The 26,478-nt window shown below is 62.7% G+C and carries 18 protein-coding genes; 16 read left to right on the forward strand and 2 right to left on the reverse strand.

Annotated elements, in window-relative coordinates; genetic code table 11:
* The 7 genes from VFZ66_05225 to VFZ66_05255 all read left to right on the forward strand — a co-directional run.
* On the forward strand, positions 1-650 hold a 650-nt coding region (locus VFZ66_05225), incomplete at its 5' end, for a peptidoglycan DD-metalloendopeptidase family protein (GenBank protein ID HEX6288569.1).
* 156 nt (positions 651-806) lie between these two features.
* Positions 807-2,720 carry a hypothetical protein gene (locus VFZ66_05230; protein HEX6288570.1) on the forward strand — a complete coding sequence of 638 codons (1,914 nt, stop codon included), beginning with the start codon at positions 807-809 and terminating at the stop codon, positions 2,718-2,720.
* Positions 2,721-2,767: 47 nt separating this feature from the next.
* Positions 2,768-4,210: a LuxR C-terminal-related transcriptional regulator gene (locus tag VFZ66_05235; protein ID HEX6288571.1), complete on the forward strand. Its 1,443-nt coding sequence runs from the start codon at positions 2,768-2,770 to the stop codon at positions 4,208-4,210.
* A gap of 89 nt (positions 4,211-4,299) precedes the next feature.
* Positions 4,300-5,532: a glycosyltransferase family 4 protein gene (locus VFZ66_05240; protein HEX6288572.1), complete on the forward strand. Its 1,233-nt coding sequence runs from the start codon at positions 4,300-4,302 to the stop codon at positions 5,530-5,532.
* Positions 5,533-5,539: 7 nt separating this feature from the next.
* Positions 5,540-6,811, forward strand: a complete 1,272-nt coding sequence (locus VFZ66_05245) for an oligosaccharide flippase family protein (GenBank protein ID HEX6288573.1) — start codon at positions 5,540-5,542, stop codon at positions 6,809-6,811.
* A complete protein-coding gene (locus tag VFZ66_05250; GenBank protein ID HEX6288574.1) occupies positions 6,808-8,091 on the forward strand; it encodes a polysaccharide pyruvyl transferase family protein in 1,284 nt (427 codons plus the stop codon). Before VFZ66_05245 ends, VFZ66_05250 begins: the two co-directional genes overlap by 4 nt.
* Positions 8,091-9,263: a glycosyltransferase family 4 protein gene (locus VFZ66_05255; GenBank protein ID HEX6288575.1), complete on the forward strand. Its 1,173-nt coding sequence runs from the start codon at positions 8,091-8,093 to the stop codon at positions 9,261-9,263. The genes VFZ66_05250 and VFZ66_05255 overlap by 1 nt, the downstream gene beginning before the upstream one ends.
* 53 nt (positions 9,264-9,316) lie before the next feature.
* On the opposite strand, the gene VFZ66_05260 is transcribed toward VFZ66_05255, so the two are convergent.
* Positions 9,317-9,784: a hypothetical protein gene (locus VFZ66_05260; GenBank protein ID HEX6288576.1), complete on the reverse strand. Its 468-nt coding sequence runs from the start codon at positions 9,782-9,784 to the stop codon at positions 9,317-9,319.
* 428 nt (positions 9,785-10,212) lie between these two features.
* On the opposite strand from VFZ66_05260, the gene VFZ66_05265 reads away from it, so the two are divergent.
* Positions 10,213-11,673, forward strand: a complete 1,461-nt coding sequence (locus tag VFZ66_05265; GenBank protein ID HEX6288577.1) for a hypothetical protein — start codon at positions 10,213-10,215, stop codon at positions 11,671-11,673.
* Between the two features lie 71 nt (positions 11,674-11,744).
* Positions 11,745-12,656 (forward strand): class I SAM-dependent methyltransferase, encoded by a 912-nt coding sequence (locus VFZ66_05270; protein ID HEX6288578.1) that lies wholly within the window; start codon positions 11,745-11,747, stop codon positions 12,654-12,656.
* A 221-nt stretch (positions 12,657-12,877) separates the two neighbouring features.
* Here VFZ66_05270 and VFZ66_05275 read toward each other — a convergent pair whose 3' ends face one another.
* Positions 12,878-14,038 (reverse strand): glycosyltransferase, encoded by a 1,161-nt coding sequence (locus tag VFZ66_05275; protein HEX6288579.1) that lies wholly within the window; start codon positions 14,036-14,038, stop codon positions 12,878-12,880.
* Between the two features lie 352 nt (positions 14,039-14,390).
* Between VFZ66_05275 and VFZ66_05280 the strand changes: the two genes are divergently transcribed.
* The 7 genes from VFZ66_05280 to VFZ66_05310 all read left to right on the forward strand — a co-directional run bounded on the left by VFZ66_05280 (position 14,391) and on the right by VFZ66_05310 (position 26,370).
* Positions 14,391-16,496 carry an acetate--CoA ligase family protein gene (locus VFZ66_05280; GenBank protein ID HEX6288580.1) on the forward strand — a complete coding sequence of 702 codons (2,106 nt, stop codon included), beginning with the start codon at positions 14,391-14,393 and terminating at the stop codon, positions 16,494-16,496.
* A gap of 56 nt (positions 16,497-16,552) precedes the next feature.
* Positions 16,553-17,611 (forward strand): phosphotransacetylase family protein, encoded by a 1,059-nt coding sequence (locus VFZ66_05285; GenBank protein ID HEX6288581.1) that lies wholly within the window; start codon positions 16,553-16,555, stop codon positions 17,609-17,611.
* A gap of 304 nt (positions 17,612-17,915) precedes the next feature.
* The gene (locus tag VFZ66_05290) at positions 17,916-18,560 is read left to right on the forward strand and encodes a helix-turn-helix transcriptional regulator (GenBank protein HEX6288582.1); all 645 of its coding nucleotides are present in this window, start codon (positions 17,916-17,918) and stop codon (positions 18,558-18,560) included.
* A gap of 99 nt (positions 18,561-18,659) precedes the next feature.
* The gene (locus VFZ66_05295) at positions 18,660-19,085 is read left to right on the forward strand and encodes an MOSC domain-containing protein (protein ID HEX6288583.1); all 426 of its coding nucleotides are present in this window, start codon (positions 18,660-18,662) and stop codon (positions 19,083-19,085) included.
* Between the two features lie 90 nt (positions 19,086-19,175).
* Positions 19,176-20,621 (forward strand): TldD/PmbA family protein, encoded by a 1,446-nt coding sequence (locus tag VFZ66_05300; protein HEX6288584.1) that lies wholly within the window; start codon positions 19,176-19,178, stop codon positions 20,619-20,621.
* 125 nt (positions 20,622-20,746) lie between these two features.
* Positions 20,747-22,258, forward strand: coding sequence for a ComEC/Rec2 family competence protein (locus VFZ66_05305; protein ID HEX6288585.1), 1,512 nt, complete (start codon positions 20,747-20,749; stop codon positions 22,256-22,258).
* 566 nt (positions 22,259-22,824) lie between these two features.
* Positions 22,825-26,370, forward strand: coding sequence for a pre-toxin TG domain-containing protein (locus tag VFZ66_05310; protein HEX6288586.1), 3,546 nt, complete (start codon positions 22,825-22,827; stop codon positions 26,368-26,370).
* Positions 26,371-26,478: the final 108 nt, after the last annotated feature.

A 26,478-nucleotide genomic window follows, 5' to 3' on the forward strand; every position in this document is an offset into this window, starting at 1 on the left:
ATGAGAACTGGTTCCAGATCCGCACGTCGAACGGCACCGAGGGCTGGATCGCCGCCGATCTGCTGGGCGTCGAGGATGGGATCGCCGATCAGGTGCCGACCGCGATCGAGATTCCGCCCCTGCCGACGCCGGAGATCTCGATCGTGCCCGCGCCGCCAGCGGAATCGCAGCCGGAGCCGACGCCGCAGCCCACCCCGGAGCCGACGCCGCAGCCCACCCCGGAGCCAACACCCAAGCCCAAGCCGAAGCCGAGCAATCGCTGGGTCTGGCCGACAGTCGGCGATCTGACATCGGGCTTTGGCTATCGCAACTTCAAGGTTGGCCGCTTCCACAACGGCATCGACATCGCCAATCGCAAAAACACCGTGATTCGGGCCGCGCGTGGCGGCAGGGTGATCGCGGCGGGCTGGTGCAGCGGCTACGGCTACTGCGTCAAGATCAACCACGGCGATGGCTTCGTGACCGAGTATGGGCACCTGGCGTCGCGGCCAAACGTCAGCAACGGCGAGTACGTCAACGCTGGCGATCGGATCGGGCTGATGGGCAGCACCTACGACCGCAGAGGCGGCGGATACTCGACCGGCGTTCATCTGCACTTTACCGTCAAGCTCAACGGCAAGGCGGTCAATCCGATGCGCTACTTGCCCTAGCGCGGCTCCCCGCAAGCATCGAAAGGTTTGGGCTGGCTGCGTGCCAGCCCGTTTATTTTGCGCGGCGGCGATCGTAGCGAAACCGGCGGCAGGTTGGTATACTTAGCGTCCGACTGGCAGAGACGATCAATTGCACTATTTCTGGAGCTATCACCTGTGTTTTCACGTGCCCGCGTGCCCTTGATCTTGATTGCGCTGGGGCTGGCACTGTCGATCGCAGGGCCAATCGGGCGCTTATCGGTCGTCGGTGGGCTGGTGCTTTTTGCGCCGGGCTACCTGCTGTGGTCGCTGGCCGACGCCGACCTACGACTACCGCGCTTCGTCGCTCCGGCACTCTGGCTTGGCCTGAGCCTCAGCCTGATCCCGATCCTCTTTCTGTGGAGTAGCACGCTTGGCCTGCGCCTGACCGCGCCGATCCTGACGATGCAGGCGATCGGCGTGGCGCTGCTGGCGGCATGGCGCTGGCTGCGTGCGCGGCAGCGGCCACTGCCGCCGCGCTGGCTGGTAGCGGGCTGGAGCCTGGTAGTTGGCCTGGTAGGACTGACGCGGGCGCTTGAGATCCGGGGCATCGTCGCGCCGCTGTGGGTGGACTCGCTGCACCATACGCTGCTGGTGCGGATCGTGAGCGAGAGCGGGCGTATCCCAACCTCGCTTGAGCCGTATCTGCCAATCGACCAGATCCGCTACCACTGGGGCTATCACACCATCGTGGCGGCGTGGACCGAGATCGCGTATCTGCCGCTGCTGCAAGGCGTGCTGTGGAGCGGCCAGATCTTGAACGCGCTGATCGCCGTCGTCGCGTATGGCCTGGGCGCGTTCATGCTGCGCTCGCCGCGTGCGGGGCTGATCGCCGCCGTGGTGGCGGGGCTGCTCTCGCTGATGCCGGCATACTATGTCACCTGGGGCCGCTACACGCAGCTTACGGGCCTGCTGGTGCTGCCGGGCCTGCTGATCGGCTCGATCGCGCTGGCCGAGCAGCCGCGCTGGTCGTGGCGCTTGATCGTGCCGACCGCGCTGCTGCTGAGCGGGCTGATGCTGATCCACTACCGGGTGCTAGTCTTCTACGGCGCGTTCATGGTGCCGTACGGGCTGCTGCTGGCGCTCCGACGACCGGGCAGCGTCGGCAGCCTGGCGCTGCGCTTCGCGCTTGTCGGCGGTCTTGCGGCGCTGATCGTCGCGCCGTGGGTGCTGGAGATGCTCCGGCGCGTCCTGATCCCGTACGCGGTCGCGCCCTCAGGACTGACCGGGAGCGGCGACTATAACGGCATCGACTGGGCGCTGCTGAACTACGGCAACAACCGCGTGTTGTACGGCCTGGCCGGACTCGGCACGCTGCTGGCGCTGCTGGCGTGGCGTTTACGAGTGATAGCCACGGCGGCCTGGATCGGCATCCTCTTCCTGCTGGCGAATCCGGCGATCGTCGGGCTGCCGTCCTCGTGGTTTATCAACAACCACTCGGTGATCATCATGCTCTTTCTGCCGGTGAGCGTCCTGGTGGCGTATGGCGTCAACCAGCTGGCATGGTGGCTGCTGCGTGTCATGCCCGGCGCGCGCAGGCTGTGGACGCGCTACGCGCTGGCGGCGGGCTTTGTGGGCATCGCCGTGTTCGGCACCTGGCAACTGCGCAGCGTTGTCAATCAGGCGACGGTCCTGGTGCGGCCCGCCGACATCGATGCGCTGGCATGGGCAGCCGAGAACACGCCGCAAGATGCGCGCTTTCTGGTCAACAGCGCCTTCTGGCTGAACGGAGCGTACAGGGGCACCGATGGCGGCTGGTGGCTGCTGCCGATCGCCGGACGCTGGGTGACAGCGCCGCCCGCGCTGTATGTCTATGGCAAGCCTGAGTATAGGCAGGCGGTCGAGGCGCTCAACCGGCGGATCAGCGAGGTGAAGATCGACCAGCCGGAGCAGCTGAAGCAGCTTGTTCGCGACGAGCGGATCTCGCATGTGTATGTCGGCGGCAACCAGTCGGGGCCGATCAAAGCCGATATGCTCTTTGGCGATCCGATGTTTACACCGATCTACGACGCGAACGGCGTAACGATCTTCGCCGTCCGCGCCACATCTTGACGCTGTCGGGAAGGTGTGTCATCATCGATCGTCCGAAAGGTGCAGCGGTGAGCAGTGACCGTAGCAATGCCATGATCAATGAGTCGAATCAGCTCAGCGAGCGCGAGCGCGAAATTCTGCGGCTTGTCGCCAGCGGGCTGTCCAATCAACAAATCGCCAATCAGCTCGGCATCAGCGTCAACACCGTCAAGGTCCATCTGCGCAACGTCTTCAGCAAGATCGGCGTCGCATCGCGGACAGAGGCGACGATGTACGCCGTCCGCGCCGGGATTGTCGCTGTCGATCGAGCCGAGCCAGCGCTGCTCTCCGCGCCGACCGCCGAGGAGTTGGCGACTGAGACGACAGCACCGCCCGACGTGATCGTCGAGGTCATCCCGCCGCTTGAGCAGCCGCCGCTGCCCGCGCTTGAGCAGCCCGTCGCTACGGAGCTTGTCGTCCCCGGCCACGCATCCGCTCGATTGCCAACCATCACAAAACCTACGCAGCGCAGCCGATGGCTGCTGCCGGTGCTGATCGGCGCTGCACTGATCGGGCTGATCCTGGCCGCAGCCTTTGCTCTGGGCTGGTTTAGCCCAACCGTGGAGCCGGAGGCCAGCACCGAGCAGGCGCGCTGGATGACATTGCCCGCCGCCAGTACCGCGCGAGCTGGCTTCGCCATTGCCAGCAGCGGCGAGCGGCTGTATGTGATCGGCGGGGAAAATACCACGGGCGTGCTCGATAGCATCGAGCGCTACGATGCCAGCCTGAGGACCTGGGCCGAGCTAAGTAAAAAGCCGACCGCCGTCGCCGATGTGCGCGCGGTGGTGCTCGGCGGCAAGCTGTACGTGCCCGGCGGACGGCGCTCGAACGATCCCAAAGATATTACGACCGCCTTCGAGCGCTATGATCCGAGCGCGGAGGCATGGGAAACCCTGCCCGACCTGCCGCAGCCGCGCAGCGCCTATGCCCTGGCTGCGCTTGAGGGCAAGCTCTATCTGTTTGGCGGCTGGGACGGCAGCGCCTATCGCGGCGAGGTCTTCGAGTACGATCCTGAGCGCGCAAGCTGGCGCGAGCGCACGCCGATGCCGACCGCCCGCGCCTTTGCCGACGCAGGTGTAGTCGAGGGCAGCATCTATGTGCTCGGCGGCGAGAGCCAGGCGGGGCCGCTTGCCAACAACGAGGTCTACACGCCAGCCCAAGAGGGCGGGCAGCCCTGGGCACGTCGCGCGCCGCTGCCGCAGCCACGCAGCCGCTTCGGCTCAGCCGTGGCGCTTTCGATCATCCATGTGCTCGGCGGCGATCCCAGGGGCGCGGAGCCGCTCAAGTATAATGCGCGCGCCGACAACTGGCAGCCCTTCGCGGGTCCGTCCCAGGCGATCGGCAGCCAGCCGGGCGTCGTGCAGCAGGACGTATCGATCGTCGTGCTGGGCGGCAAAGCGGGAGCGGATAGCTACTCCGGCGAGATGCAGGCGTACCAGGCGCTCTCGACGATCTGGCTGCCGCGTCAGTAGCGGTTGTTGATTTGCCGATCGGATCAATGCGATGACGTACCATAACCAATGAAACCACAGCCAATGGTTGCTATGCGCGGGATGCGCTGATGAGGATTGTGCTGCCGATCACGATGGGCATCGAGCGGCCCAGCGGCGTGCGCTATTTTCAGATCGCGCGTGGGCTGGCGCGGCGCGGACACTCGGTGCGGATTCTGGCGCTGCATCCCGATCTTGCGGGCTGCCCGCAGCGCCGCTTCGTGCGCGATGGCGTCGAGGTCTGGTACGTCGGGCAGATGCACGCGCGCAAAAGCGGCAGCGTGCCCGTGCGCTTCAATGCCCTGCAACTGCTGCGCGTACTGATTGGCTCGACGCTCGGCATGATCTGGGGCATGCTGTGCTCGCCCGCCGACGTCTATCACCTGGGCAAGCCCCAGCCGGTCAACGGCCTTGCCGCGCTGGTAGCCGTGCTGCTGCGCGGTCGTCGCTTCTACGTCGACTGTGACGACGACGAGGTTGGCAGCAACCGCTTCAGCGCAGGCTGGCAGCGCGCGGTCTTTGCCTTCTGGCAATCGCTGCTGCCGCGTCTGGCTGCGGGTGTCACCGTTAACACGCGGTTTCTGGCGGAGCGGATGCGGCGGCGCGGCATCGAGCGGGTCGTCTATGTGCCCAACGGCGTCGATCTCGATCGGCTCAGGCGGCCAGATCCGGCTGCCAGCGCCGGGCTGCGCGCCGCGCTAGGACTGGCCGGTCGGCGGGTGATCGCCTATGCCGGGACGCTGGCGCTGCATAATCATCCCGTCGATCTGCTGCTGGATGCGTTCGCGCAGCTTGCCCCCGACCTGCCCGATCTCGATCTGCTGCTGATCGGCGGCGGCGAGGATCTGCCGGAGCTACGACGACGAGTCCGCGCTATGGGCTTGACAGATCGGGTACACTTCACCGGGCAGTTGCCGCAGCAGAGCGTGCGCGGCTATCTATCGCTCGCGGCGCTGAGCGTCGATCCGGTCCATGACGACGACGTTGCGCGCGCACGATCGCCGCTCAAAATCTTTGAGAGCATGGCGCTGGGCGTGCCCGTCGTCACCGGCGATGTCGGCGATCGACGGCAGCTCCTGGCGCATGGCGCGGGCGTCGTGACAGCGCCGGGCGATGCGACGGCATTAGCCACGACGATTCGCCGCCTGCTCGACGATCCTGCGTGGCTGCGGGCGGCTGCGAGCGCGGCGACAGCAGCGGCGGCGCAGTACGACTGGCACAGGCTGAGCGGGCGCTGGACCGAGGTCTATGCTCCGTCGCGCCCTGACTCTGATCTTTCGATGAAAGAAAGCGATAAGGTTTAAGCAATTCATGCAATCAGCATCCTCGTCTGTCGCAGCTTCCCGCAAAAACTGGCGCAGCCATGCCTCGACCGGGCTGGTGCTCAACGTCGGCGTGGCAATCGCGGGCGTGTTGGTCGCGCGGCTGCTTGGCAGCGTGACTCAGTTTGCGCTTGCACGGCTGATGAGCCTGTCGGACTTCGGCATGTACACCACGCTGTACGCGCTGCTCGGCCCGGTAGTGATGATCGCCAGCCTGGGCCTTGATACGTGGCTGCTGCATCAGGGTGGCCGCGCCCGCGACCTCGACTCGGTGATCAGCCAGGTGCTGGCGCTGCGGCTGCTGGCGACCGGCGGGCTGATGATCGTGGCGATCGCGATCCTGCTGGTGAGCGGCAAGACCAGCCTTGAGCTGCCGATTATCTTTGCGGCGTTCGGGCTGACCTGCGAGCTGCTGCTGACCACCGCGCATACCGCGCTGCGGGCACAGCTTCGCAGCCGCGCCGCCGCGCTGCTCCAGATGATCGTGCCCGCGCTGACGATCGCGCTGACGCTGGCGCTGTGGAACGCCGCCGCGCCGCTGCTGACGGCGACCGGCTACCGGCTGCTGGCGGACATCCTGGGCGTCGGGCTGCTGATGTGGCTGTTGCGCCGCAGCTTGCACGGGCTGCGCTGGAAGCCGCAGCGGCTGCTGGACATGATCAAACAGGCGCGGGCCTACTTTGCCGCCGATCTGCTGTCGAGCGTGGCGCTCAAGGCCGACCTGACGATGGTTTCGTTTATGATCGGCGCGGTCGGGGCGGGTGTGTACAACCCGGCGCTGCTGATCGTCAACACCACGTTTCTAGTCCCGGCGGTTGCCTGGCAGGTATTGCTGCCGGTGATCGCGCGTCTCCAGCCTCACTCACGCGGGTTCCGCTGGATGGTCGGACTGGCGGTGATCGGGAGTCTGCTCTACGGCCTCTTCTGGGCCGCAGCGCTGTGGTGGGGCTCCGGCATGATCATCGATCTGGTCTTTAGCACGCAGTACCGGGCCGCCGTGCCGCTGCTCCAGATTATGTGCCTGATCCCGCTCTTCAAAAGCCTCAACTTCTGCTCGGCGATGGTGATGGTCGCGCGCGACGATCAGGTCTTGCGCACCAAGCTGCTGGCCGTCGGCTCGGTGGTCAACGTCATCGCCAACGCGATCTGCATTCCCGTGTTTGGCCTGGAAGGAGCCGCGTGGGTCAACCTGGCGACCGAGATCATTTTGCTGGTGGCCTACAGCGGCGGCGCGTGGTTCTCACTGCATCGATCGGCATGAAGATCATCGTTCTCAACGCGCACTCGCCCAAGAACGCGGGCGATCTGGCGATCCTTGAGCAGACGATGGCTGTTTTGCGCCGCGCGTTTCCCGCCGCCGCGCTGACGATCACGGTCAACGACGAGCTATCGGATCTGCTGCCCGCTGGCGCGAGCTACGTCGGCTCGCTGATGCGCTGGGTGCTGCGGGTGGACGCACAGGGCGAGTGGCACTGGCGCAAGCCGCTGGTGCCGTTCTACGCGCTCTGGCTGGTACACGCCGCGCTGATGTACCGTGTGGCGGGGCTGAGGCCGCTGCCGCGTCTGCCGGATCGGCGCGGGCTGATGCGGGCCTACTACGATGCCGATCTGGTGGTAGTGATCGGCGGCGGGCATCTCTACGCGCGGCACGCTGCCAATATCGCCTTTGCCTGGCTCTGGCTCGGCATCGCGCTGGCGGTGCTGATGGGCAAGCCCCTGCTGCTGCTGCCGCAATCGTTCGGGCCGCTGCCGGGTACGATCCAGCGGGCCATGCTGCGCTGGCTGCTCTCGCACAGCGCGCTGACAGCGGCGCGCGAATACCGCTCGCTGCAACTGCTGGCCGAGATCGGGCTGCGCCGCCGCGTGCTGCTCCTGCCCGATCTGGCCTTTGCGGCGGATGCTACCCCGCTCAATCGCATGGACACTGACATGCCCGAGCTGATTCGCAGCTCCGAGGGAAAGCCGCTGGTCGGTTTGACGCTGATGGATTGGCAGCGCCAGAATCCGCAGTTCGGCAACCAGCACGGCTATGAGCAGGCAATCCTGGCGCTGATGCGGCATCTCCGGCAGCACTACGACGCGCGTGTGGTGCTCTTCGCGCAGTGTACCGGCCCTAATGCGGCCCACGACGATCGGCTGATTGCGCGGCGGCTCGTGGCGGCGGCTCAGGCCCAGGGCATCGACGGCGTAGCGCTAATCGATGCGGTGCTGTCGCCGGAGCAGCTCAAAGCGGCCTACGCCCGCCTGGATCTGCTGGTGGCGACGCGCATGCACTCGGCGATCTTCGCGCTCAGCGGCTACGTTCCCGCGCTGGCGATCGGCTACCTGTATAAATCGGTCGGGATTATGGAGCTGCTGGGCCTGGAGCGTTACGCGCTGGACATCGATACACTCACCGCCGAGCGGCTGTGCGCCGCCTTCGACGCGCTCTGGGCGGAGCGCGAACGTGTCCGCGAGCGGCTCGTCCGGCGCATCCCGGCAATACAGAAGACGCTAGAGCGGCTGCCGGAGCTGATCCGGCGCAGCGTTCGGGAGGCGTAATGCCGCAGCGACTGATTCCTGTGCTGCAACTGGTCGATGGCTTCGCCACCGAAGAACAGTCGGGCGGCGCGTCGCAGTTCGGCATCCAACTGGCGCGACATCTCGATCGCAGCCGGTACGCGCCGTTTGTCTGCGGGCTGTGGCGCTACGGCACGGCCTCGGAGCGGCGCTGGCGCGAGCAACTGCACGCCGAGGGCATCGGCACCGCGATCTTGATCGAGCAGCGGGGCCGTCTCTCGACGGATCTGCTGCGCGCCGCCGCCCTGCTTGGCCTGCTGCTCGATCGGGTCCGACCGCTGGTGCTCAACAGCCACTTCGAGCGCGGCGATCTGCTCTGCCTATGGAGCAAGCTGAGCCATCCGACGCATCCGCGCATCGTCCGCACGATGCATACCGATCAGCAGTGGCAGAGGCGGCCCTGGCTGGGCCAGCTACTCAACCTTGCCGCCCTGCCCTGGATCTTCGACGCCGAGGTAGCGATCTCGGAGGCGACTCGCCGGGTGATGGACGCGCGTCCCGCCGCGCGCCTGGCTCGCCGTCGCGCTGTGCTGCTGTACAATGGCATCAGCCGTAAGCTGGTGGAGCGCCTGAGCGCGGCAAGTATGGTCGCCGCGCCGCGTGGGTCGTCGCGGCCTCGGATCGTCATCGTCGGGCGGCTGGAGCAGCAGAAAGGACACGTCTGCTTTCTGCAAGCCGCCGCTGAGCTGCTGCGCGACGTGCCCGATGCTGAGCTGTGGATCGTGGGCACCGGCAGCCTCCTCGACGATCTGCAAGCCCTGACGGCGACGCTGGGTATTGCAGACGCGGTGCGCTTCTGCGGGCAGCGCAGCGATGTGGCTGAGATTCTGCTGAGCAGCGACCTGCTGGTATCGTCGTCGCTCTGGGAAGGCTTTCCGACGGTGATCCTTGAGGCGATGGCGGCGCGCGTCCCCGTCGTCGCAACCGATATACCAGGAAGCCGTGAGCTGGTGCGGAGCGGCGCGACCGGTCTGCTGGTGCCGGTCGGGCAGCCGCGGGCGCTGGCAGCCGCCATCCGCCGCTTGCTCGATCAGCGCGACGAGGCGCGACGTATGGCAGAGAATGCCTGGCGCGAAGTCCAGCGCTATACGCTTGAGCATACGGCCAGCGGCTACGATCGGCTGTATCAAACGCTGATCGGCGTTAAACGCTAGCCGCTCAAGCGCAGTGCTTGAGCGGTAACGGTCTGCGATCGGGTTTCAGCGCATTACTTCCCCGGCGATACGTTCGGTTTGACCTGCACTACTCCGGCGTTGAAGATTTTGCCTGCCTCCGTCTTGAAGATGCGCGCGTTGCCGCTCTCCTGCACCACCTCGTTCGTACCGTAGTAATCCCCGACGATGATCGCGTATTCTCCGGGCGGTACATCCGTGATCGCAAAGTAGCCATTCTGATCGGTGTAGGAGCCGGGTGCCCGCGCCAGATCGAGGGCAAAGACCGCCTCGTTCGTCTTGGCGTCGCGGTAGATCTGCGCGAGCTGCACGACAGTTTCTTTGATCGGCGCTTCATTGGTACTGCTGATCACCCGGCCTGCGAAGGTTGACTTATCGGCGCTAGGCGTGGGAGCCGTCGGCGCTGGGCCGGTTTCTTGCACCACACCCGGCGTGCTGGTATTACAGGCTGTCAGCAGCAAGAGCAAGAGCGATAATACAACAAGTGTTGTGCGAGCGACCATGTCGATGTACCTCGTGTGATTAGTATCGTTAGCGAGAGTAAGTATAGCGATGCCTCCCAAGCTTTACAACCTGAATCGTCGCATCCTTAAGAGTGATTGCGGGTGTTATCGATCTGTGGCACATCAGCAAGCAGCATCCGTCGGCAAAAGACGACTACTACCGGGGCCTGGCCCCGAAGATCCCACCGCGCAGCACTATACACAAAATACAGCTTTGTGATGCGCTATTTAATCGTGTTAACCCGAAAGTAGTAGCTCGTTTAATCGAGTTATTGCGGCTCATCCAATCATCGATTTATCACGGTAGTAGCTTATGTACCCTAAAGAGGTATGGCTCACACCCTAAAGAGCTATTGCGCAAGAGCAGATCATCCTTCTATAATCCAGAGCGTCAACCCACACCTGTCATTGTTTCGGAGGTCGGTGTAATGAAGCGTAAACTGTTCGGAGCCATGTTGGCGGCGGCGCTGGTTGGGTCGGTTGTTCCGACTGGCTCAGCGGAAGCTGCCGCATATGGCACAAACTTCCAGGTTTCGATCACGTACCAGAACGTGGGCAGCGCGCCTGCGAGCGTCCAATTCGATTTCTTTGCCGAGAATAGCAGCTCGCCGGTTTCGTTCACGCCTACCACCACGCTGGCTCCGGGCGCGAGCACCTCGCTGGCCGTCGGTTCCGTTACCGGTATCGGCGCGGGCTTCAAGGGCTCGGCGGTCCTCTCGGCGGATCAGCCGGTCGTCGCGACGATCGTGCAGTTCGCCAGCGGCATTGCGACCCGCCCGCTGTCGAATGGCTTCAGCAGCGCGGATGCCTCGGCGCAGCAGTTGGTTGCGACGGTGCTGAAGAACCAGTTCAACTACAGCACCTACTTCTCGGTGCAGAACGTCGAAGCGCAGCCGGTTGACCTGACGGTCAAGTTCTACACACCGGGCTCGGCCGCGCCGGTCCACACGGCGACAGCGGCGAACCTTCCGGCGAACGCCGCCAAGTACTTCGACGCGGGCCAGATCGCGGCGCTTCCCTCGCCCTTCAACGGCTCGGCGGTCGTCGAGGCGAAGCTGGCTGGCACGTCCACCCCGGCCAAGACCGTGATCACGGTCAACGAGCTTCAGACCAACGGCAACGGCGCGAAGAGCTTCGAGGGCACCTCGAAGAGCGGCGCGATGGTCTATATGGCGTCGGCGCTGTGTAAGTACACCGCCGCTCAGTACACCCACGCCTACGCGGTCCAGAACGCCAGCTCCACCGACAGCGTCAGCTTCCGCGTGGTCTACAAGCGCACCGGCCAGCCCGATATCGTCGACGGCCCGTTCACGCTGGCTGCTGGCGCGAAGCGCAGCGTGCTTGGCTGCGACAAGATGCCGGTCAACTCGATCGGCTCGGCGGTCATCGAGCGCACCGGCGGCACCGGCACGCTGGTTGCGGTCGGTAAGATCGACGGCGGCGGTGTTACCTCGGCGTTCCTCGGCGCGACAACAGGCGCTGCCAAGCTGGCGCTGCCTTACGTTCGCTGGTCGAACGACACCAACTATAACTCCGGTGCTCGCCAGCGCTCGTTCATCGCGATCCAGAACATCGGCGGCGCCGACGCGACCAACGTTCGCGTGCAGTACATCAACCGCGACGGCACGGTGGTCGGCACCCACAACCTGGGCACGATCGCTCCGGGCGCGAAGAAGAACTCGGATGCCGCTACGGCTGCCGCGCTTGACCTCTGCGGTCGCTTCGGCGAGTACGGCGGCGGCGCCGATTGCCTCGGCAACGCATTCGGCGGCGGCGCGATCATCCTGGCCGATGGCGGCGCGCAGTTGACGGCAGTTGTCCGCGTCCAGAACGGCAGCGGCGCTCCGGCGGGCGAAGACTACAACGGCATCGCCGTCACTACTCCGTAGTCTGCTCTTCAAGCACGGTCGAGGCGGCGCTGTGACATCACAGCGCCGCTTTTTTGCTATACTGCCGCACTATGCCAACATTTAAGCACGATGTGTTACTGGGCGAGATCGAGGGGCGACGCATTCGCCTGACGCCCGCGACGCTCGATACGTCGATCGAGCATGCCCACCGAATCGCCGCCGAGCTCGGCTCCCGCGATGCGATGTCCAGCGTCGCGGCGTACTGGATGCTCGATAGTCGCCTGCGCCAGTGGCAGCAGATCGTCGGGCGGATCGGATTGGACCGGGCGCGACATGCACGCTTTGCGGAGATCGGCAGCGGCATGGGTCTGTTTACGCTGGTCGGCTGTGCGCTGGGCCTGAATGTGATCGGCGTCGAAGCGTCCAGCGACCGCTACCAGGCGTCGTTGCGCACGGCCCGCCGCCTCTTCGCCGATAACGAGGTAGCGCTGCGCCTGATCCAGGCACCCTCAGAGGCGCTACCGCTTCCCGACGCCAGCATGGATCTGATCGCCTCGTTCCAAACGATCGAGCATGTGGCGGATCTGCCGCAGACGTTGCGCGAGATTCGCCGAGTTTTAAAGCCGGGCGGCATCTTCTTCGCGCAAGCGCCCAACTATTCCTCGTTCTATGAGGCGCACTATGGCGTGTTCGTGCCGCTAGGGCTGGGCAAGGCGTGGACCCGCCGCTACCTGGCGCTGCTGGGCCGCCCGACTGGCTTTTTGGAGCATCTCCAGTGGCTCGATCCTGCCGCGCTGCGTGGGCTGCTGCGCGACGGTGGCTTTACCAGCGTCACGGTAGACAAAGCTTCCACGCCGCCGCTCTCTGCCGATTATTTCCGGGCCTGGCTGTATCCGCTGCCGTTTCGCTTCCGTCGCGGCCTGCTTGCGCAGCGGCTAGCGCATGCGCTGGCGCGGCTGGCGGTACGCGCGCAGTATACCGCCGATCGCTACCCGCAGCTAGAGGTCTGGGCGAGGGCGTGAGGTCCTGGTTGCTCATCTGGCGTCAAGCCAGGGCGTGCTGCGCATGCACGAAAAGATATGTCATCTTGCGCCCTGTTTCCAGGCCATCTACAACATCGATCATGTGTTGTGCTGGCGTTGGGAGCGTGAGGTATGGCAACAGTATCATATCGACCATCGGGTGCCGCGTGCCATTACAGCCCAGCTTCGATTGCGCGGGGTTGGCAGGCCTCCGGGATGCTTCAGCGCGCCCGAACCTGCCGATCGATCGCTTCGAGCGCCTCGATCACCTCGCGCCATGAAAATCGGCCCGTGTTGCGCTCGGCGGCGATATGCTCGCGCATCGGCTCTGCCAGCCCTTCGTTGAAGTAGCGCACGATCGCGGCGGCCAGCGCCTCCTCGTTTTGCGGCGGCACCACCAGCCCGTTATAGCCATCCTGCACCACCTCATAAAGCCCTCCCACACGCGTGGTGATCACCGGCTTGCCAAAGCCGAACGCCAGCTGCACAACGGCGCTCTGAGTTGCCGAGACGTACGGCAGCACCACCACATCGGCGGCCTCGAAGTAGTCGGGCAGATCCTCGTTGGGCACGTACTGATCGATGACCGTGATCTGGTCCTCGACCCCAGCTTGCCGGGCATAGGCCATGTAAGCTTGCCTGCCGCTCCAGAACTCTCCGACGACCAGCAGGTGCGCATTCGGCAAATTTTCGCGTACCAGCGGCAGCGCGTGGATCAGATATTCCAGCCCCTTGTACGGACGCACGAAGCCAAAGAAGAGCAGCACCTGCTTGCCGTCAAGGTTGAGCGTTTTGCGGATCGAGGTCGACGGTCGAGCGTGCGCGGTAAGCTGCTGGAACGCCTCATAGGTTGGCAGATTGGTGCGCCAGACCTGCGGCTGCGGCAGTAGGGCCAGCAGCTTGCGGCGATCCTGCTCGGAGTGAACGATAAAGGCATCGCCGCGCCGCAGCACCACCCACGCCAGCCGCCGATCGAGCGTGCCGCTCTCTTCGTGCGGCGTTACGTTATGGCAGATATACACCAGCTTGATCTTCGTGCGGCGCTTGATCAGCCACGAGATCGCGGCCAGGCTCGGCGTCCAGTACGGCACCCACCATTGCAAAATCAGCAGATCGGGAGCGTCGCGGCGAATCCGCCGGTAGACGCGCCACCAGCTAAAGGGCTGAATCGGATCGACGATATACTCACAGGCGACGCGCAGCGTCGTGGCGCTGGGATCTTTATCGGTCTTGCCCGGAAATAAAAACTTGGGATACTGGCGGGTGTAGGAGTAGAGCTTGACCTGATGCCCGGCGGATTGGAGATGCTTCACCAGCAGCGTCGTGTAGTGGGCGATACCGCCCCGGTACGGATAGGTTGGGCCAATAATGCAAATCTTCACGGTTGCCACTCACGCATATCTGATCGGCGCACAGCACTGCCTGGCAGCGCAGATCGGCGCTCACATAATGTACTCGATGTCGGGATTAGCTGCCCAGTGTAGTCAGAACAAGGCCGAATGTCAAAAATGCATCGAATGCCCGTCAGGCGAGCGTGCAGAGGCTCCGCCGAGACTCTGCTCTTGGGCTGCATGACAGCATTCCATTTCCGCTGTCGCAGAGATACCCGGATCATGCAACTAATAGTATAGATCTGGAAAAAATATTCGCGAATGGCCGATCTGGCACGTTGACGGCACATTGCTTGCGGGAATCTGCCAAAATGTCATCGGCATGTTCGGAGGGCTGGTACCCATGCTGGAAGCCATCTTCGCGCCTCGTTCGATCGCCGTTGTCGGAGCGTCGCCAGATGCGCGCAAACTGGGTCATACCGTGCTCAGGAATATCGTCGAGAACAAGTTTCCCGGCGCGCTCTACCCGATTCATCCGACGGCAGACGAGGTCTTAGGCCAGACTGTCTATCCCTCAATCTCCGCGCTCCCAGAAACGCCCGACCTGGCGGTGCTGGTTGTGCCGCCCCAGGCGGTGCTGGGCGTGGCCGAAGAGTGCGGGCAAAAAGGGGTCAAAGGACTGATCGTCATCACCGCCGGATTTCGTGAAGTCGGCGTCGAAGGCCGCAAGCTGGAAGAAGATCTCCTGGCGATCGTGCAGCAGCATAGAATGCGAATGGTCGGGCCGAACTGTCTGGGTGTGATCGACAACGTGGCACAGATGAATGCCTCGTTCGCGGCACTGATGCCGCTTCATGGCAGCATCGCGTTCATGTCACAGTCGGGCGCGATCTGCACGGCGATTCTGGACTGGTCGGTCGCGCAGGGCATTGGCTTTTCGCGCTTTGTGTCGCTGGGCAACAAGGCCGACGTTGACGAGGTAGCGCTGCTCCAGGCCTGGAGCGACGATCCGCACTCGCGCGTCATTCTGGCCTATCTGGAAGGCATCTCGCGCGGCCCTGAGTTTATGGAAGTCGCCCGGCGTGTCACCAGGCAAACGCCCGTCATCGCGATCAAGTCGGGGACGACCGCCGCAGGCTCGCGGGCGATCTCGTCGCATACCGGCTCGCTGGCAGGCTCCGAGAGCGCCTATGAGGCCGCGTTCCGGCAGAGCGGCATTATCCGCGCGGCGACGATGCAGGATGTCTTCGATCAGGCGCTGATTTTTGCTTACCAGCCGTTGATCCGGGGCGATCGGATCGCGATCGTCACGAACGCGGGCGGGCCGGGTATCCTCGCGACCGATGCGATCGAAAACGCGGGCTTGCAGCTTGCGCGCTTCGAGCCGACGACTGTGCAGCAGTTGCAGGCGCAGCTGCCACCGACCGCCAACGTGTATAACCCGATCGATATTATTGGCGACGCACGCTCGGATCGCTACCGGATAGGCATCCAGGCTGCCCTTGCCGATCCGAACGTGGACGCGGTGCTGGTGCTGCTCACGCCGCAGGCTCAAAGCGATGTAGAGGAAACCGCCGCGCTGATCGCCGAGCTGGCCGATTCGCAGCCGGAGCCGCGCAAGCCCGTGGTGGCGTCGTTTATGGGCCAGCAGAGCTTGACAGAAGCGCTCAAGATCTTGAACGACCGTCAGATCCCGAACTACCCGTTCCCGGAGCGGGCGGTCGCGTCGCTCCGGGCGATGGTCCAGTACCAGCGCTGGCGAGAGCAGCCGGTGGGCGAGTACGTCGGGTTCGAGGTCGATCGTGAGCGTGTGCGCCGGACCTTTGCCGAGGTGCGCGAACAGGGACGGCTTGAGCTGGGCGAGCTTGAGGCGCGCGAGGTGATGGCGGCCTATGGCATGCGCCTGCCAGCCTCGGAGCTGGCACAGTCGCCCGAAGCGGCGGTCGAGATCGCCAACCGGGTCGGCTATCCCGTGGTGCTCAAGATCTCGTCGCCCGACATCCTCCACAAATCGGATATTGGCGGCGTGCGCGTTGGCCTGCAAAGCGCCAGCGAGGTGCGCGACGCCTACGAGCTGATCGAGTACCGCGCACGGCGCTACCAGCCCAACGCCGATATTCGCGGCGTGCTGGTGCAGCAGCAGGCACCCAAAGGCCGCGAGTGTCTGGTCGGCGTGTCGCGCGATCCGCAGCTAGGCCCGCTGATTGGATTTGGCATGGGCGGGATCTATGTCGAAGTGCTCAAAGATGTCGTGTTCCGGCTAGCCCCCCTGTCGAAACAAGAGGCGCGCGAGCAGATCGAGGCGATTCGCTCGTTTCCGATCTTGCGCGGCGTTCGCGGACAGCCGCCCGCCGATCTCGACAAGATTCTCGACACGCTGCTGCGCACCTCGCAGCTCGTCAATGATTTTCCAGAAATTGTCGAGATGGACATCAACCCGTTGATGGTCTATGACCAGGGACAGGGAGCGCTGGTGCTGGATGCGCGGATTATTCTCCAATCCGATTGATGATCTTGTGACAAATATCGCATATTAAGCATTCATAAGGATGAAAGGGGCCTGCCATGGCAACCCTCTATGTCGCATCAACTGAAACGTTTGTCGGCAAGAGCGCGATCTGCGCTGTGTTGCTGGCCCAATTCCGCGCGCAAGGTCTAGCCGTCGCCTACATGAAGCCCGTGAGCGTCGCCGCAACTCAGACCGAAACCGGCGCGCTCGATCAAGACGCGCAGCTTATGCGTACCCTCTTCAACCTTCCCGAAGCACCTGAGCAGATCGCGCCGATTTTAGCGACAACTCGTGTCATCGAAGGCGTGCTCCACGGCGACAAGCCAGATTTTCGCGCCCAGCTTCAAGCAGCTTACGATGCGGTTGCCGACGGCAAACAGATGGTTGTGCTGGAAGGCGCAAACACCTGGGCCGAGGGCGCGCTGCTTGACTTGAGCGCGGATCAGGTCAGCGATATGCTCAACGCGCCCGTGCTGCTGGTCACCCGCTTCCGCACGATCAACGCCGTCGACATCATCACCTCAGTGCGTCGCTATCTTGGGCAGCGCCTGCTCGGCGTGGTGCTGAATCAAGTGTTTCCGTCGCAGCTTGACTATGTGCATGGCACGGTTGTGCCGTTTCTTGAGCGCTCACAGATCCCGGTGATCGGCGTCATCCCCCACGAAGCGCAGATCGAAGCGCCGACCGTCAACGAGGTCGCCGCGCATATCAATGCGAATGTCGTCAGCCCCGGCGATCAGGAGCGGCTGGTCGAAAATCTCTCGGTGGGCGCGATGAGCGCCGAGAGCGCGCTGAGCTTCTTCCGGCGCAAGCGCAACAAGGCCGTCGTCACGGGCGGTGATCGCTCGGATATTCAGATCGCGGCGCTCGAAACATCGACATCCTGCCTGATCCTGACCGGCAACATGCATCCGCCGATGACAGTGCTGGACCGGGCATCGCGGCGCAACGTTGCTATTTTGATGACATCCGACGATACGCTGACAACCATCCAGCGGCTTGAGTCGTTGATAGGACACCTGCGGTTCGGCGGCGCCAAGCACGAACGCTTTCAAACACTGGCGGCAGAACATATGGATTGGGAGCGACTCAACCGATCGTTAGGTCTGACATAGCACAATCGTCGGGCCTGTCATCCTGCGGCTGCATCAAGAAACATGCTATGCTATTCGGCTGTGGTCGAGCTACCTACAGCAGGCATGGCTCTAGGCTCGATCGACACCAAGTAGCGCTGCAAGGCATACTTGGTGTTATGTCATAGGGCATTCTACGATCCTATATCGTAAAGGAGGATTCGCTACTACTTGTTGGATTTGGTTCGTGACACACGGACGCTGTTCCCCTCGCGGCGTCGTTACACCGGGCACCCCCTAAGCTGTAGTGACTGGCGCGCGCATGTACTCTTCATTAGCAGAACTTGTGACTCACCGTCGGACGGCGCTGGGCTATACTATGCGCAGCTTAGCCGCTCGTGTCGGTGTTTCTTCCGCCTATATCGCTCACATCGAGCATGCACGGATTGCAACACCATCGCCGAATGTGCTCGCCGCGCTGTCGCGCGAGCTGCATGTGAGCGAGGAAACGCTGCTCAGGGCGATCGGCTATTTGCGACCGCAGACCGACTCAAACGACCCGGTCGCGCCGATCAAGTCGCTGGCGCGGTTGGTCAAGCAGGCCCGTGAGGCGCGCGGCCTGACCCAGGTTCAGGTCGATGAGGCGATCGGCATGTCAACCGGCTACACCGGAATGGTCGAAAGTGGGCGGATTACCCGCCCGCGTCCGGAGACGCTGCGGAGGCTGGAGATCGTGCTGGGCATACCGCGCGAGGATATGCTCGTGGCAACAGGCGAGCTGGACACGCCCAGCGAAGACACGACGATCATCCTGCAGCGGATCGCAGCGCTCCCCGATCGGCGGCAGCGCCTGGAGGCCTGGTCGCGGCTGCCGGAGTCGCTGCGCTCTGCCGTGCTGGTGCTGATGCAAGATATGCTGCTGGCTGGCGCGCAGATCTTACGAGAATCCGCGCAGCCTCACGAGGCGGAAGAAAACGTCCGCTGGGCTTAGCGGATGCTTCAACGAGATTCGCACAGCGTGCTACAATCGTGAGCAGAAGCAGATTACGTATCCATCGTCTGTGTTCTTGTAGCCATTGGTGCGATTCGTATGACACGACAAGCAGAAGTTTGCGGCATCTTTATCTCAAAAGAGCGTCACACGGGTATGCTGCCGCTGGCCGAGACAGAAATTATTGCAGACTGGGGGCTGAAGGACGATCGCAAGGCGCGAGCCGGTTCTAAACGACAGGTGTTGCTCATCGACGAAGCAACACTACAATCGGTCGATCTCCAGCCGGGCGACCTCAACGAGAATATCACGATCCGAGGCATGGATGTCAACGCCCTCAAGCCGGGCCAGCAGGTGCGGGTTGGCGGCGCGCTCCTCGAAGTGACCGGGCCGTGTACAGTCTGTGGTGAGCTAGAGACGGTGCGTGCCGGGCTGAAAGAGCAACTGCGCGAGCGGCGCGGCACGCTGACCCGTGTGCTGGAGAGCGGCACGGTGCGCCTTGGCGATCCCCTGGCGATCGAGTAAACTGCGCCTGCTGAGCGTACGATTCCAGCAGCGCGATCTCCGCTCGGCGTGGGTCGCGAGCGAGATGCTGTTGCTAAAAGGACATCGATCATGAGAGACTTGACGGATCGCGCACTCAACACCGCGCAACACCAGGGCGCGTCCCACGCCGATATTCGGGTTGTGCGTCGCCGCAGCGAAGATCTGAGCGTCAAAAACGGCATCGTCGAGGGATTGGTGCAGGACGAAAGCTACGGCTTCGGGGTGCGTGTGATCGCCAACGGCGCGTGGGGCTTTGCCGCCAGCAGCACGGTGACAGCCGAAGAGATCGATCGCGTGGCGGCGCAAGCCGTGACAATCGCCAAAGCCAGCGCGCGAGTCGGCAAGCGTCCGGTGGTGCTGGCACCCACGCAGGCGATCCAGGATCGCTATGCCACGCCGATCGAGCGCGATCCGTTCAGCGTCTCATTCGACGAAAAGATCGATTACCTGATGCGCGCCAACGACGAGGCGCGGGCCGTGCCGGGGATCGCGATCATTCAAGGCAATCTGAGCGCCTGGCGTGAAGAAAAAGTCTTTGCCTCGACCGAGGGCTCGTATATCGAGCAGACGATCACCCAGAGCGGGCTAGGCTTCGAGACAACGGCGGTCGACGACGACGAGGTTCAGGTGCGGTCGTATCCCAACTCGTTCGGCCACTGGATGGCGCAGGGCTGGGAGCTGACCCGCGAGTACGATCTGCCAGCCAACGCCCGGCGCGTGGCGGAGGAGGCTGTGGCGCTGCTGAAGGCTCCGCAATGTCCCTCCGGCGTGATGACGCTGATTCTGGACGGGCCGCAGACCGCGCTCCAGATTCACGAGTCGTGCGGCCATCCGATCGAGCTGGATCGGGTGCTGGGCATGGAGGCGGCCTTTGCGGGAACGAGCTTCTTGACGCTCGATAAGCTCAACAGCGGCTATCGCTATGGCTCGGATGTCGTCAATATGACGGCGGACGCGACGCTGCCCGGCGGTCTGGGCACCTTCGGCTACGACGACGAGGGCGTGCCCGCGCAGCGCATTGATGTGGTGACGAACGGCATCTTTGGCGGCTACCTGACCGACCGGCAGACGGCGGCGCTGATCGGGATGCCCCGGTCGGGCGGCTGCTCGCGGGCGGAGGGCTGGAACCGGCTGACGATGATCCGCATGACCAATGTCAACCTGCTGCCGGGCACCTGGACGCTGGACGATCTGATCGCCGACACCGACGACGGGCTGTATCTGCTGACTAATCGAAGCTGGTCGATCGACGATAAGCGGCTCAATTTCCAGTTCGGCTGTGAGCTTGCCTACGAGATCAAGAATGGCAAGCTCGGGCGTATGTTCAAAAATCCAACCTACCAGGGGATGACGCCTCAATTCTGGGGCGCATGCGACGCCGTGTGCAACGCCGACCACTGGGTCGTGTGGGGCACGCCCAACTGCGGCAAAGGCCAGCCGATGCAGATCGGCCATACCGGCCACGGTGCCGCGCCCGCCCGCTTCCGTAACATCAAGGTCGGCGTGATGCGGTAAGCAACGCCGCCGTCAGGCCGGGGGTGTGGGGGTCAACCCCCACGAAATAACATCAAGGTCGGCGTGATGCGGTAAGCAACGCCTGCTCACTCTTGTACTCGTCCTACTACTGAGCGTAGCCTGCCATGCCGTTGATCTGGTTTTGCATCCTTTTTCTTGTCGGGATCGTCGTCGGCGATCATCTGGACCTGCCCGCACAGCCGCTAGCGCTGGTCGCGGGCGCTTCTGTTGCGCTGAGCATCCTCTGGTGGTCGCGGCGCGACATCCGCATGCCGTGCCTGCTCGTGGCCGCTCTGCTGCTCGGCGCGGCGCGGATTGCCTACGCGCAGCCCGTGACAACCGCGTCGAGCGTGTGGGCGTATGCCGGGCAGAAGGTCGTCGTGACGGGCGTGGTCGCGCAGCAGCCGGATCGGCGCGAGGATCGCCAGAGCGCGGTGATCGAGGCGGAGGCGCTGACGCTCGACGGCACCACACGCGCGGTTGCGGGCAGCGTGCTGCTTGGCCTGCCGCCCGTGCCGGAGCTGCGCTACGGCCAGCGTGTGCGGCTGGAAGGCCGCCTGGAGCAGCCAGAGTCGAGCGGCGATTTCGACTATCGCGGGTATCTGGCGCGGCATGGCGTGTACGCTGTAATGCAAAAGCCTAAGCTGGCGCTGCTGCCCGAGGGCGGCGGATCATGGTGGCAGCGAACGGCGCTCGGCCTCAACGATCGTTCGCGGACCACAGCGCTGCATCTGATCTCGGAGCCGCACGCCTCGCTGCTTGTGGGCATCCTGCTGGGCGTGCAATCGACCATTCCTCCAGAGGTGCTGGATGCCTTCTCCGCGACGGGCACCTCGCATATCCTGGTGATCTCAGGCTGGAATATCTCAGTTATTATCGCCGGGATTGCCGGTCTGCTGGCGCAGTGGGGCGTGAGCCGGAAGCGCGCGGCGCTGATCAGCCTGCCGATGATCGCGCTCTACGTGCTCTTCGTTGGCGCGACGCCCTCGGTGGTACGCGCGGCGGTCATGGGCAGCCTGGTCGTCGTCGCCACCCTGGTCGATCGCGAGTCGGAAGCCTGGACCAGCCTGCTGGTCGCATGCACGGCGATGGCGCTGCATGACCCCAACGTGCTGTGGGATATTGGCTTCCAACTGAGCGCGCTTGCCACCGCCGGGCTATTCGCCTTCGCCCGCCCGATCGAAGACGTGCTCTCGGCGCATCGTCCGCTCTCATGGCCCTGGCTGCGCTGGGCGGTCGAGCCGCTGACGGCGACGCTGGCGGCCTCGCTGCTGTCGCTGCCGATCTTACTCTACCACTTCGGGCGGCTCTCGCTGATCGCGCCGCTCGCCAACGTGCTGATGCTGCCCGCGGTGCCCTACGCGATGCTGACCGGCTCGATCGCAACCGTGGCGGGCCTGCTCTGGCTCCCGCTGGGGCAAGTGCTGGCGCTGCTGGCATGGCCCTTCCTGCACTGGCTGATCGTCGTCTCGGCGCTGCTGGCGCGCGTGCCTGGCGCGTACACCACGTTGCAGCCGTTTTCGATCTGGTGGGTCTGGGGCTACTACACGCTGATCGCGTGCTGGCAGATCTGGCCGCGCAGCAAGCGCACACCGACGCTCGGCGATGGCGACAGAGCTGGCAGTGTAAGCGCGTAAGCACAACTGCTCGGTGCAACAAAGCCTGATGTATTCAAGAGCACGCTTGGAACGCGCTGGCTTCAGGCTTCAGAGTGTGAAGCGCGCCAAGCTCATCGCACCGACATCCATCTCTTGATGGTACTTATGTAGCTGGTATCGGTGGTTCAGGTGACACCACCGGACTATGCTTTTTGACCCCTATCCGAGGAAAAGGTACTGTGTGACACTTACAACCAACTACCCCCATCAGCGGTCCTATCTAGCTTAGAAAAGAGATAGTGGTTATGCAATGTTTGCATCGAAGCAAACGCTGCACATATCCATGCTGCTATATCGCGCGCCGGTATTGCTGTTAGCCATGTGTTGGCCGCGCTACAAGCAGCACAATTGTGATGTTTTAGAGAGCTGCTGTCGAGGAGCAATGAATGTCCACCTCTGCTGATCATGCTGCCAAGGCTCCAAAGCCAACGCATTCATCAGCCCCTGCTCCACACCAGAGCGGCGAGTTGGACGCTCCCCAGGCAGAAGCCGCACCTCTTCAACACCCTGTAGCTGCACCACCGCCTGCCATTCGCTCTACCAACATGCTGCATTTGCAACGGCGCATCGGCAATCGAGCCGTTCAGCAGATGATCGATACAAAGAAACAGTCGGTGCAGCAGCGCGCCGAATCTGAATTACGGGCGCGGGCTGGCGCGCTGCTTGGGCAGCAAGCGGCATCTCCTGAGCAGCACGCCGAGGATACTGTTGCTCCATCCGAGCAGCAGAGTAACGCCGAGCAACACCAGAGCGATCCGAAACCAGAAGCTGCCAGTCAAGCTCCTGCGCCTCAAGAGCAGAGTGGCGAACAATCAAAGCAGCCAGTACACACAGCAACACCCTCTGCTGCTGAAGCGGCCCCTGCACAGGCATCCGCCACTGGAGTGGTAATGACAGGAGGTGGCGATGCGCATGTCCAGCGTGTCCTAAATGACCAGTGCCCGCCGCCCGGCCCAGTATTCGGCAACGGTGATCCGCTGGTCATCACACGTTTGCCGGATTGGATGGCACAGCGTACGTGCGCTTGTGGAGGGATCGCGGATGAAACAGGCGAATGTGAGCAGTGCCGGGAAAAACGGCTAGCCATCCAACGCCAGGCTGTAGCCGGAGCTGAAACAACGGCGGCCCCTAGTCCCGTCAATAGAGACTTTTCAGCTCATGGACATGGCTCAAATGGACAGGTTGCTGATACAACGCCCCCGGCTGTCCAGCGCTCTCATGATCTGGCAGCACCTCCGAACTCAGGTTTACCGGGAGCGAACGGTTCATATCATCGCGAGATAGGTGAGCAGGAGGCTCCAGGTGGCACTGCGACGGAGCTAACTACTCCTGTAGAAGCAACGGCACAGGAAACCGAGCCAGCCACGGATAAAGGCCCATCCGAAGCAGCGTCTCCATTAGCTGTGCAGGCGCTGACGACCAGTTCCAATGGTTATGACCCGGCGGCCACTATGCAGCGCACCGCCCGAACAGGCTCGCCGCTAACCACTCCAACCCTCCAGCGGGTCGTCCAGCGCATTGGGTTAAGCGACTTAAACCCGCTGAATGCCGCTAAGAAATTGGCCGAAGCAGCATTAGGAGCGATTCGCAGTCTGGGCGGCGCGGCCCTGAGCACGGCCCAGGATCTGGGCAACGCGGCGGTTAGTACTGCCAAGAATGTCGGAAGTTCTGCCTGGAACACCGCCAAGAGCGCGGGGCAAGGGATCTGGAACACCGCCAAGAGCGCGGGGACGAGTGCCTTGAATCTGGGTAAGAGCCTGGGAACCTCTGCCTGGAACACCGCCAAGAGCGCAGGTCAAGGAGCCTGGAGTACTGCCAAGGGCCTAGGACAGGGCGCTTGGGATACAGCGAAGCAGGTCGGGAGTGCAGCACGGAGCACCGTTCAAAGTGTTGGGAGCAAAGCCTGGGGCACGATCAAGAATGTGAGTGGCAAGGCGCTTGATACGGCGAAAACCCTGGGCGGCAAGGCCGTCGATACGGCGACTAGCCTGACGCAGAAATTTATCGAAACAGTTAAGAAAGATCCTTGTAGCTATCTCAATCCGATCGTGGGCTTGCGGAACCTGGCCTTCAAGGCGCTTACGCCGGTCGTGAAGAAGGCATGGAACACGGCGAAGGATCTGGGCGGCAAAGCCTGGAAGCAGGCGAAACAGTTGGGCGGTAGCATGCTCAACACCGCGAAAGACTGGGGTGGCAAAGCGCTCAACACGGCCAAAGGGGCCGTGAACAAAGCGGTCAGCGGCGCGAAGAACCTGGGCAAGCAGGTGTTGAGCACGGCGAAAGATCTGGGCGGCAAGGCGCTGAGCGGCGCAAAAAATGCTATGACGACCGCGCTCAACACCGCCAAGAATCTCGGCACAAAGGCTCTGGGCACAGCCAAGAACCTGGGCCAGAACGTCTTCAACACCGCCAAGAATCTCGGCAGCAACATGCTCAACACGGCCAAGGGTGCCGCCGATAAGATGCTGGGTCTGGCAAACAACCTGACAGGGGGGATGGCCGGCAAAGTGGCCGGGATGGCGAACCAAATACTTGGCAAAGCCGCTGGCTTGCTAAGCTTTGTGATGAATATCGCCAAGGGACTGGCCGATAAAGCGCTCGGTGCCGCGAAGAGCCTGACCAGCAAGGCGCTCTCCACCGCCAAGGACTGGGGCAGTAAAGCGTTCAGCACGGCGAAAGATCTCGGTAGCAAGGCCCTCTCCACCGCTAAAGATTGGGGCGGCAAAGCCCTCTCCACCGCTAAAGATTGGGGCGGCAAGGCCCTCTCCACCGCTAAAAACCTGGGCAGCAGGGCCTGGAGCACCGCCAAGGATTGGGGCGGCAAAGCCTGGAATACGGCCAAGGGCTTGGGTAGCAAGGCGCTCTCCACCGCCAAGGACTGGGGCGGCAAAGCCCTCTCCACCGCCAAGAACTGGGGCGGCAAAGTGCTTGATGTCGCTAAGAAACTGGGCGGCGAGAAGGTCTGGAACACGGCCAAGAGTCTGGGCAATAAGGCCTGGGGAATCGTCAAGAAAGCCGGACCGGCGCTGGAATGGGTCGGCGGAAAAGTGGCTTCAGGTATTCAGTGTGCGCTCAAAGCGGTTGGAATTGCGGAACAGCTTACCGGCCTGGTTAATGTCATCACCGATTTTGTGCCGATCGTCAGCAATATCAAGGATGGCATCATCGCCATAACGGGGATTAACCCAGTGACCGGTGAGAAGGTCAGCCCGATGGAACGAGCGATGGCGGCGGCGTTCGCTATTCCCGGAGCGGGCAACGTGCTCAAGCTGATCGGCAAAGGCGGCAAGCTCGCTGCGAAGGGCGTCAAGTATATCGATGAAGGCCTGGCGATCGTTGCGGGCATAGTTGGACCGGGTATCATAAAGGCCATCAACGCCATACCGGATGCGCTTCGGGGCGCGAAGTCGGCTGCTGATGAGTTGCTTGATAATGTGTGGAATGGGATTAAGCAAAAGCTCGGTAAGGGTGGCAAAGATATTAATGTGCCGAGGAGTCAGCATGCCGATGCGCCGCACGCGCCCAAACAGAAGCTCGATGCCGATAGGCAAAACGGTTATAATAAGCGCGCTGATACTGATGCTGAGAAGCCGTTCTCAGATCGTGAGATGGAGGAGCGGTATCAGAAGTATCTTGAGAAGAAACAAAAGAAAGGTGAAGCACCAAGAAATCGTGAGGACTACCAGAAAGCTTATGATTTCTATAATGGTGAGAACAGTGCCATTGCACGAGGGAATAGATTCAATAGAACAGCGAACGAGGATTATGATTTTCATGAGATTCACCTGGGCAATGGCAAGCGCCTAGACGCTTATATTCCCGGCAAGGAAATTGTTTCAAGAAAAGCAATTGATTTTGATAACGTGGATGAGTCGACATTCATAAAATATCTACAGGAAATGGAAGCCAAATACAAACCTGGCACTCCAATAAAATCCACAAAATATGCAGATGATTTTCAACCGGGTACAGTTCTCGAAGGAGAAATGTTCCTTGAAGTGCCAGATACCAACCTAACCAGTGCAAATTTACAGAAATTCACCAAACTGGCAAGTGAGAGGAATATACAGCTTAAATTCAAGAAGGAGTAGTTATAGTACTCTGTAATGTAATCCAAGTTTTTAGAGTTCTCAGGCTCTCTGAAAATTCTACGAATGAAGATTACAGAGCACTCGTGTGCTATAATAACACTTGTATAT

The sequence above is a fragment of the Herpetosiphonaceae bacterium genome (assembly GCA_036374795.1).
GTDB lineage: Bacteria > Chloroflexota > Chloroflexia > Chloroflexales > Kallotenuaceae > LB3-1.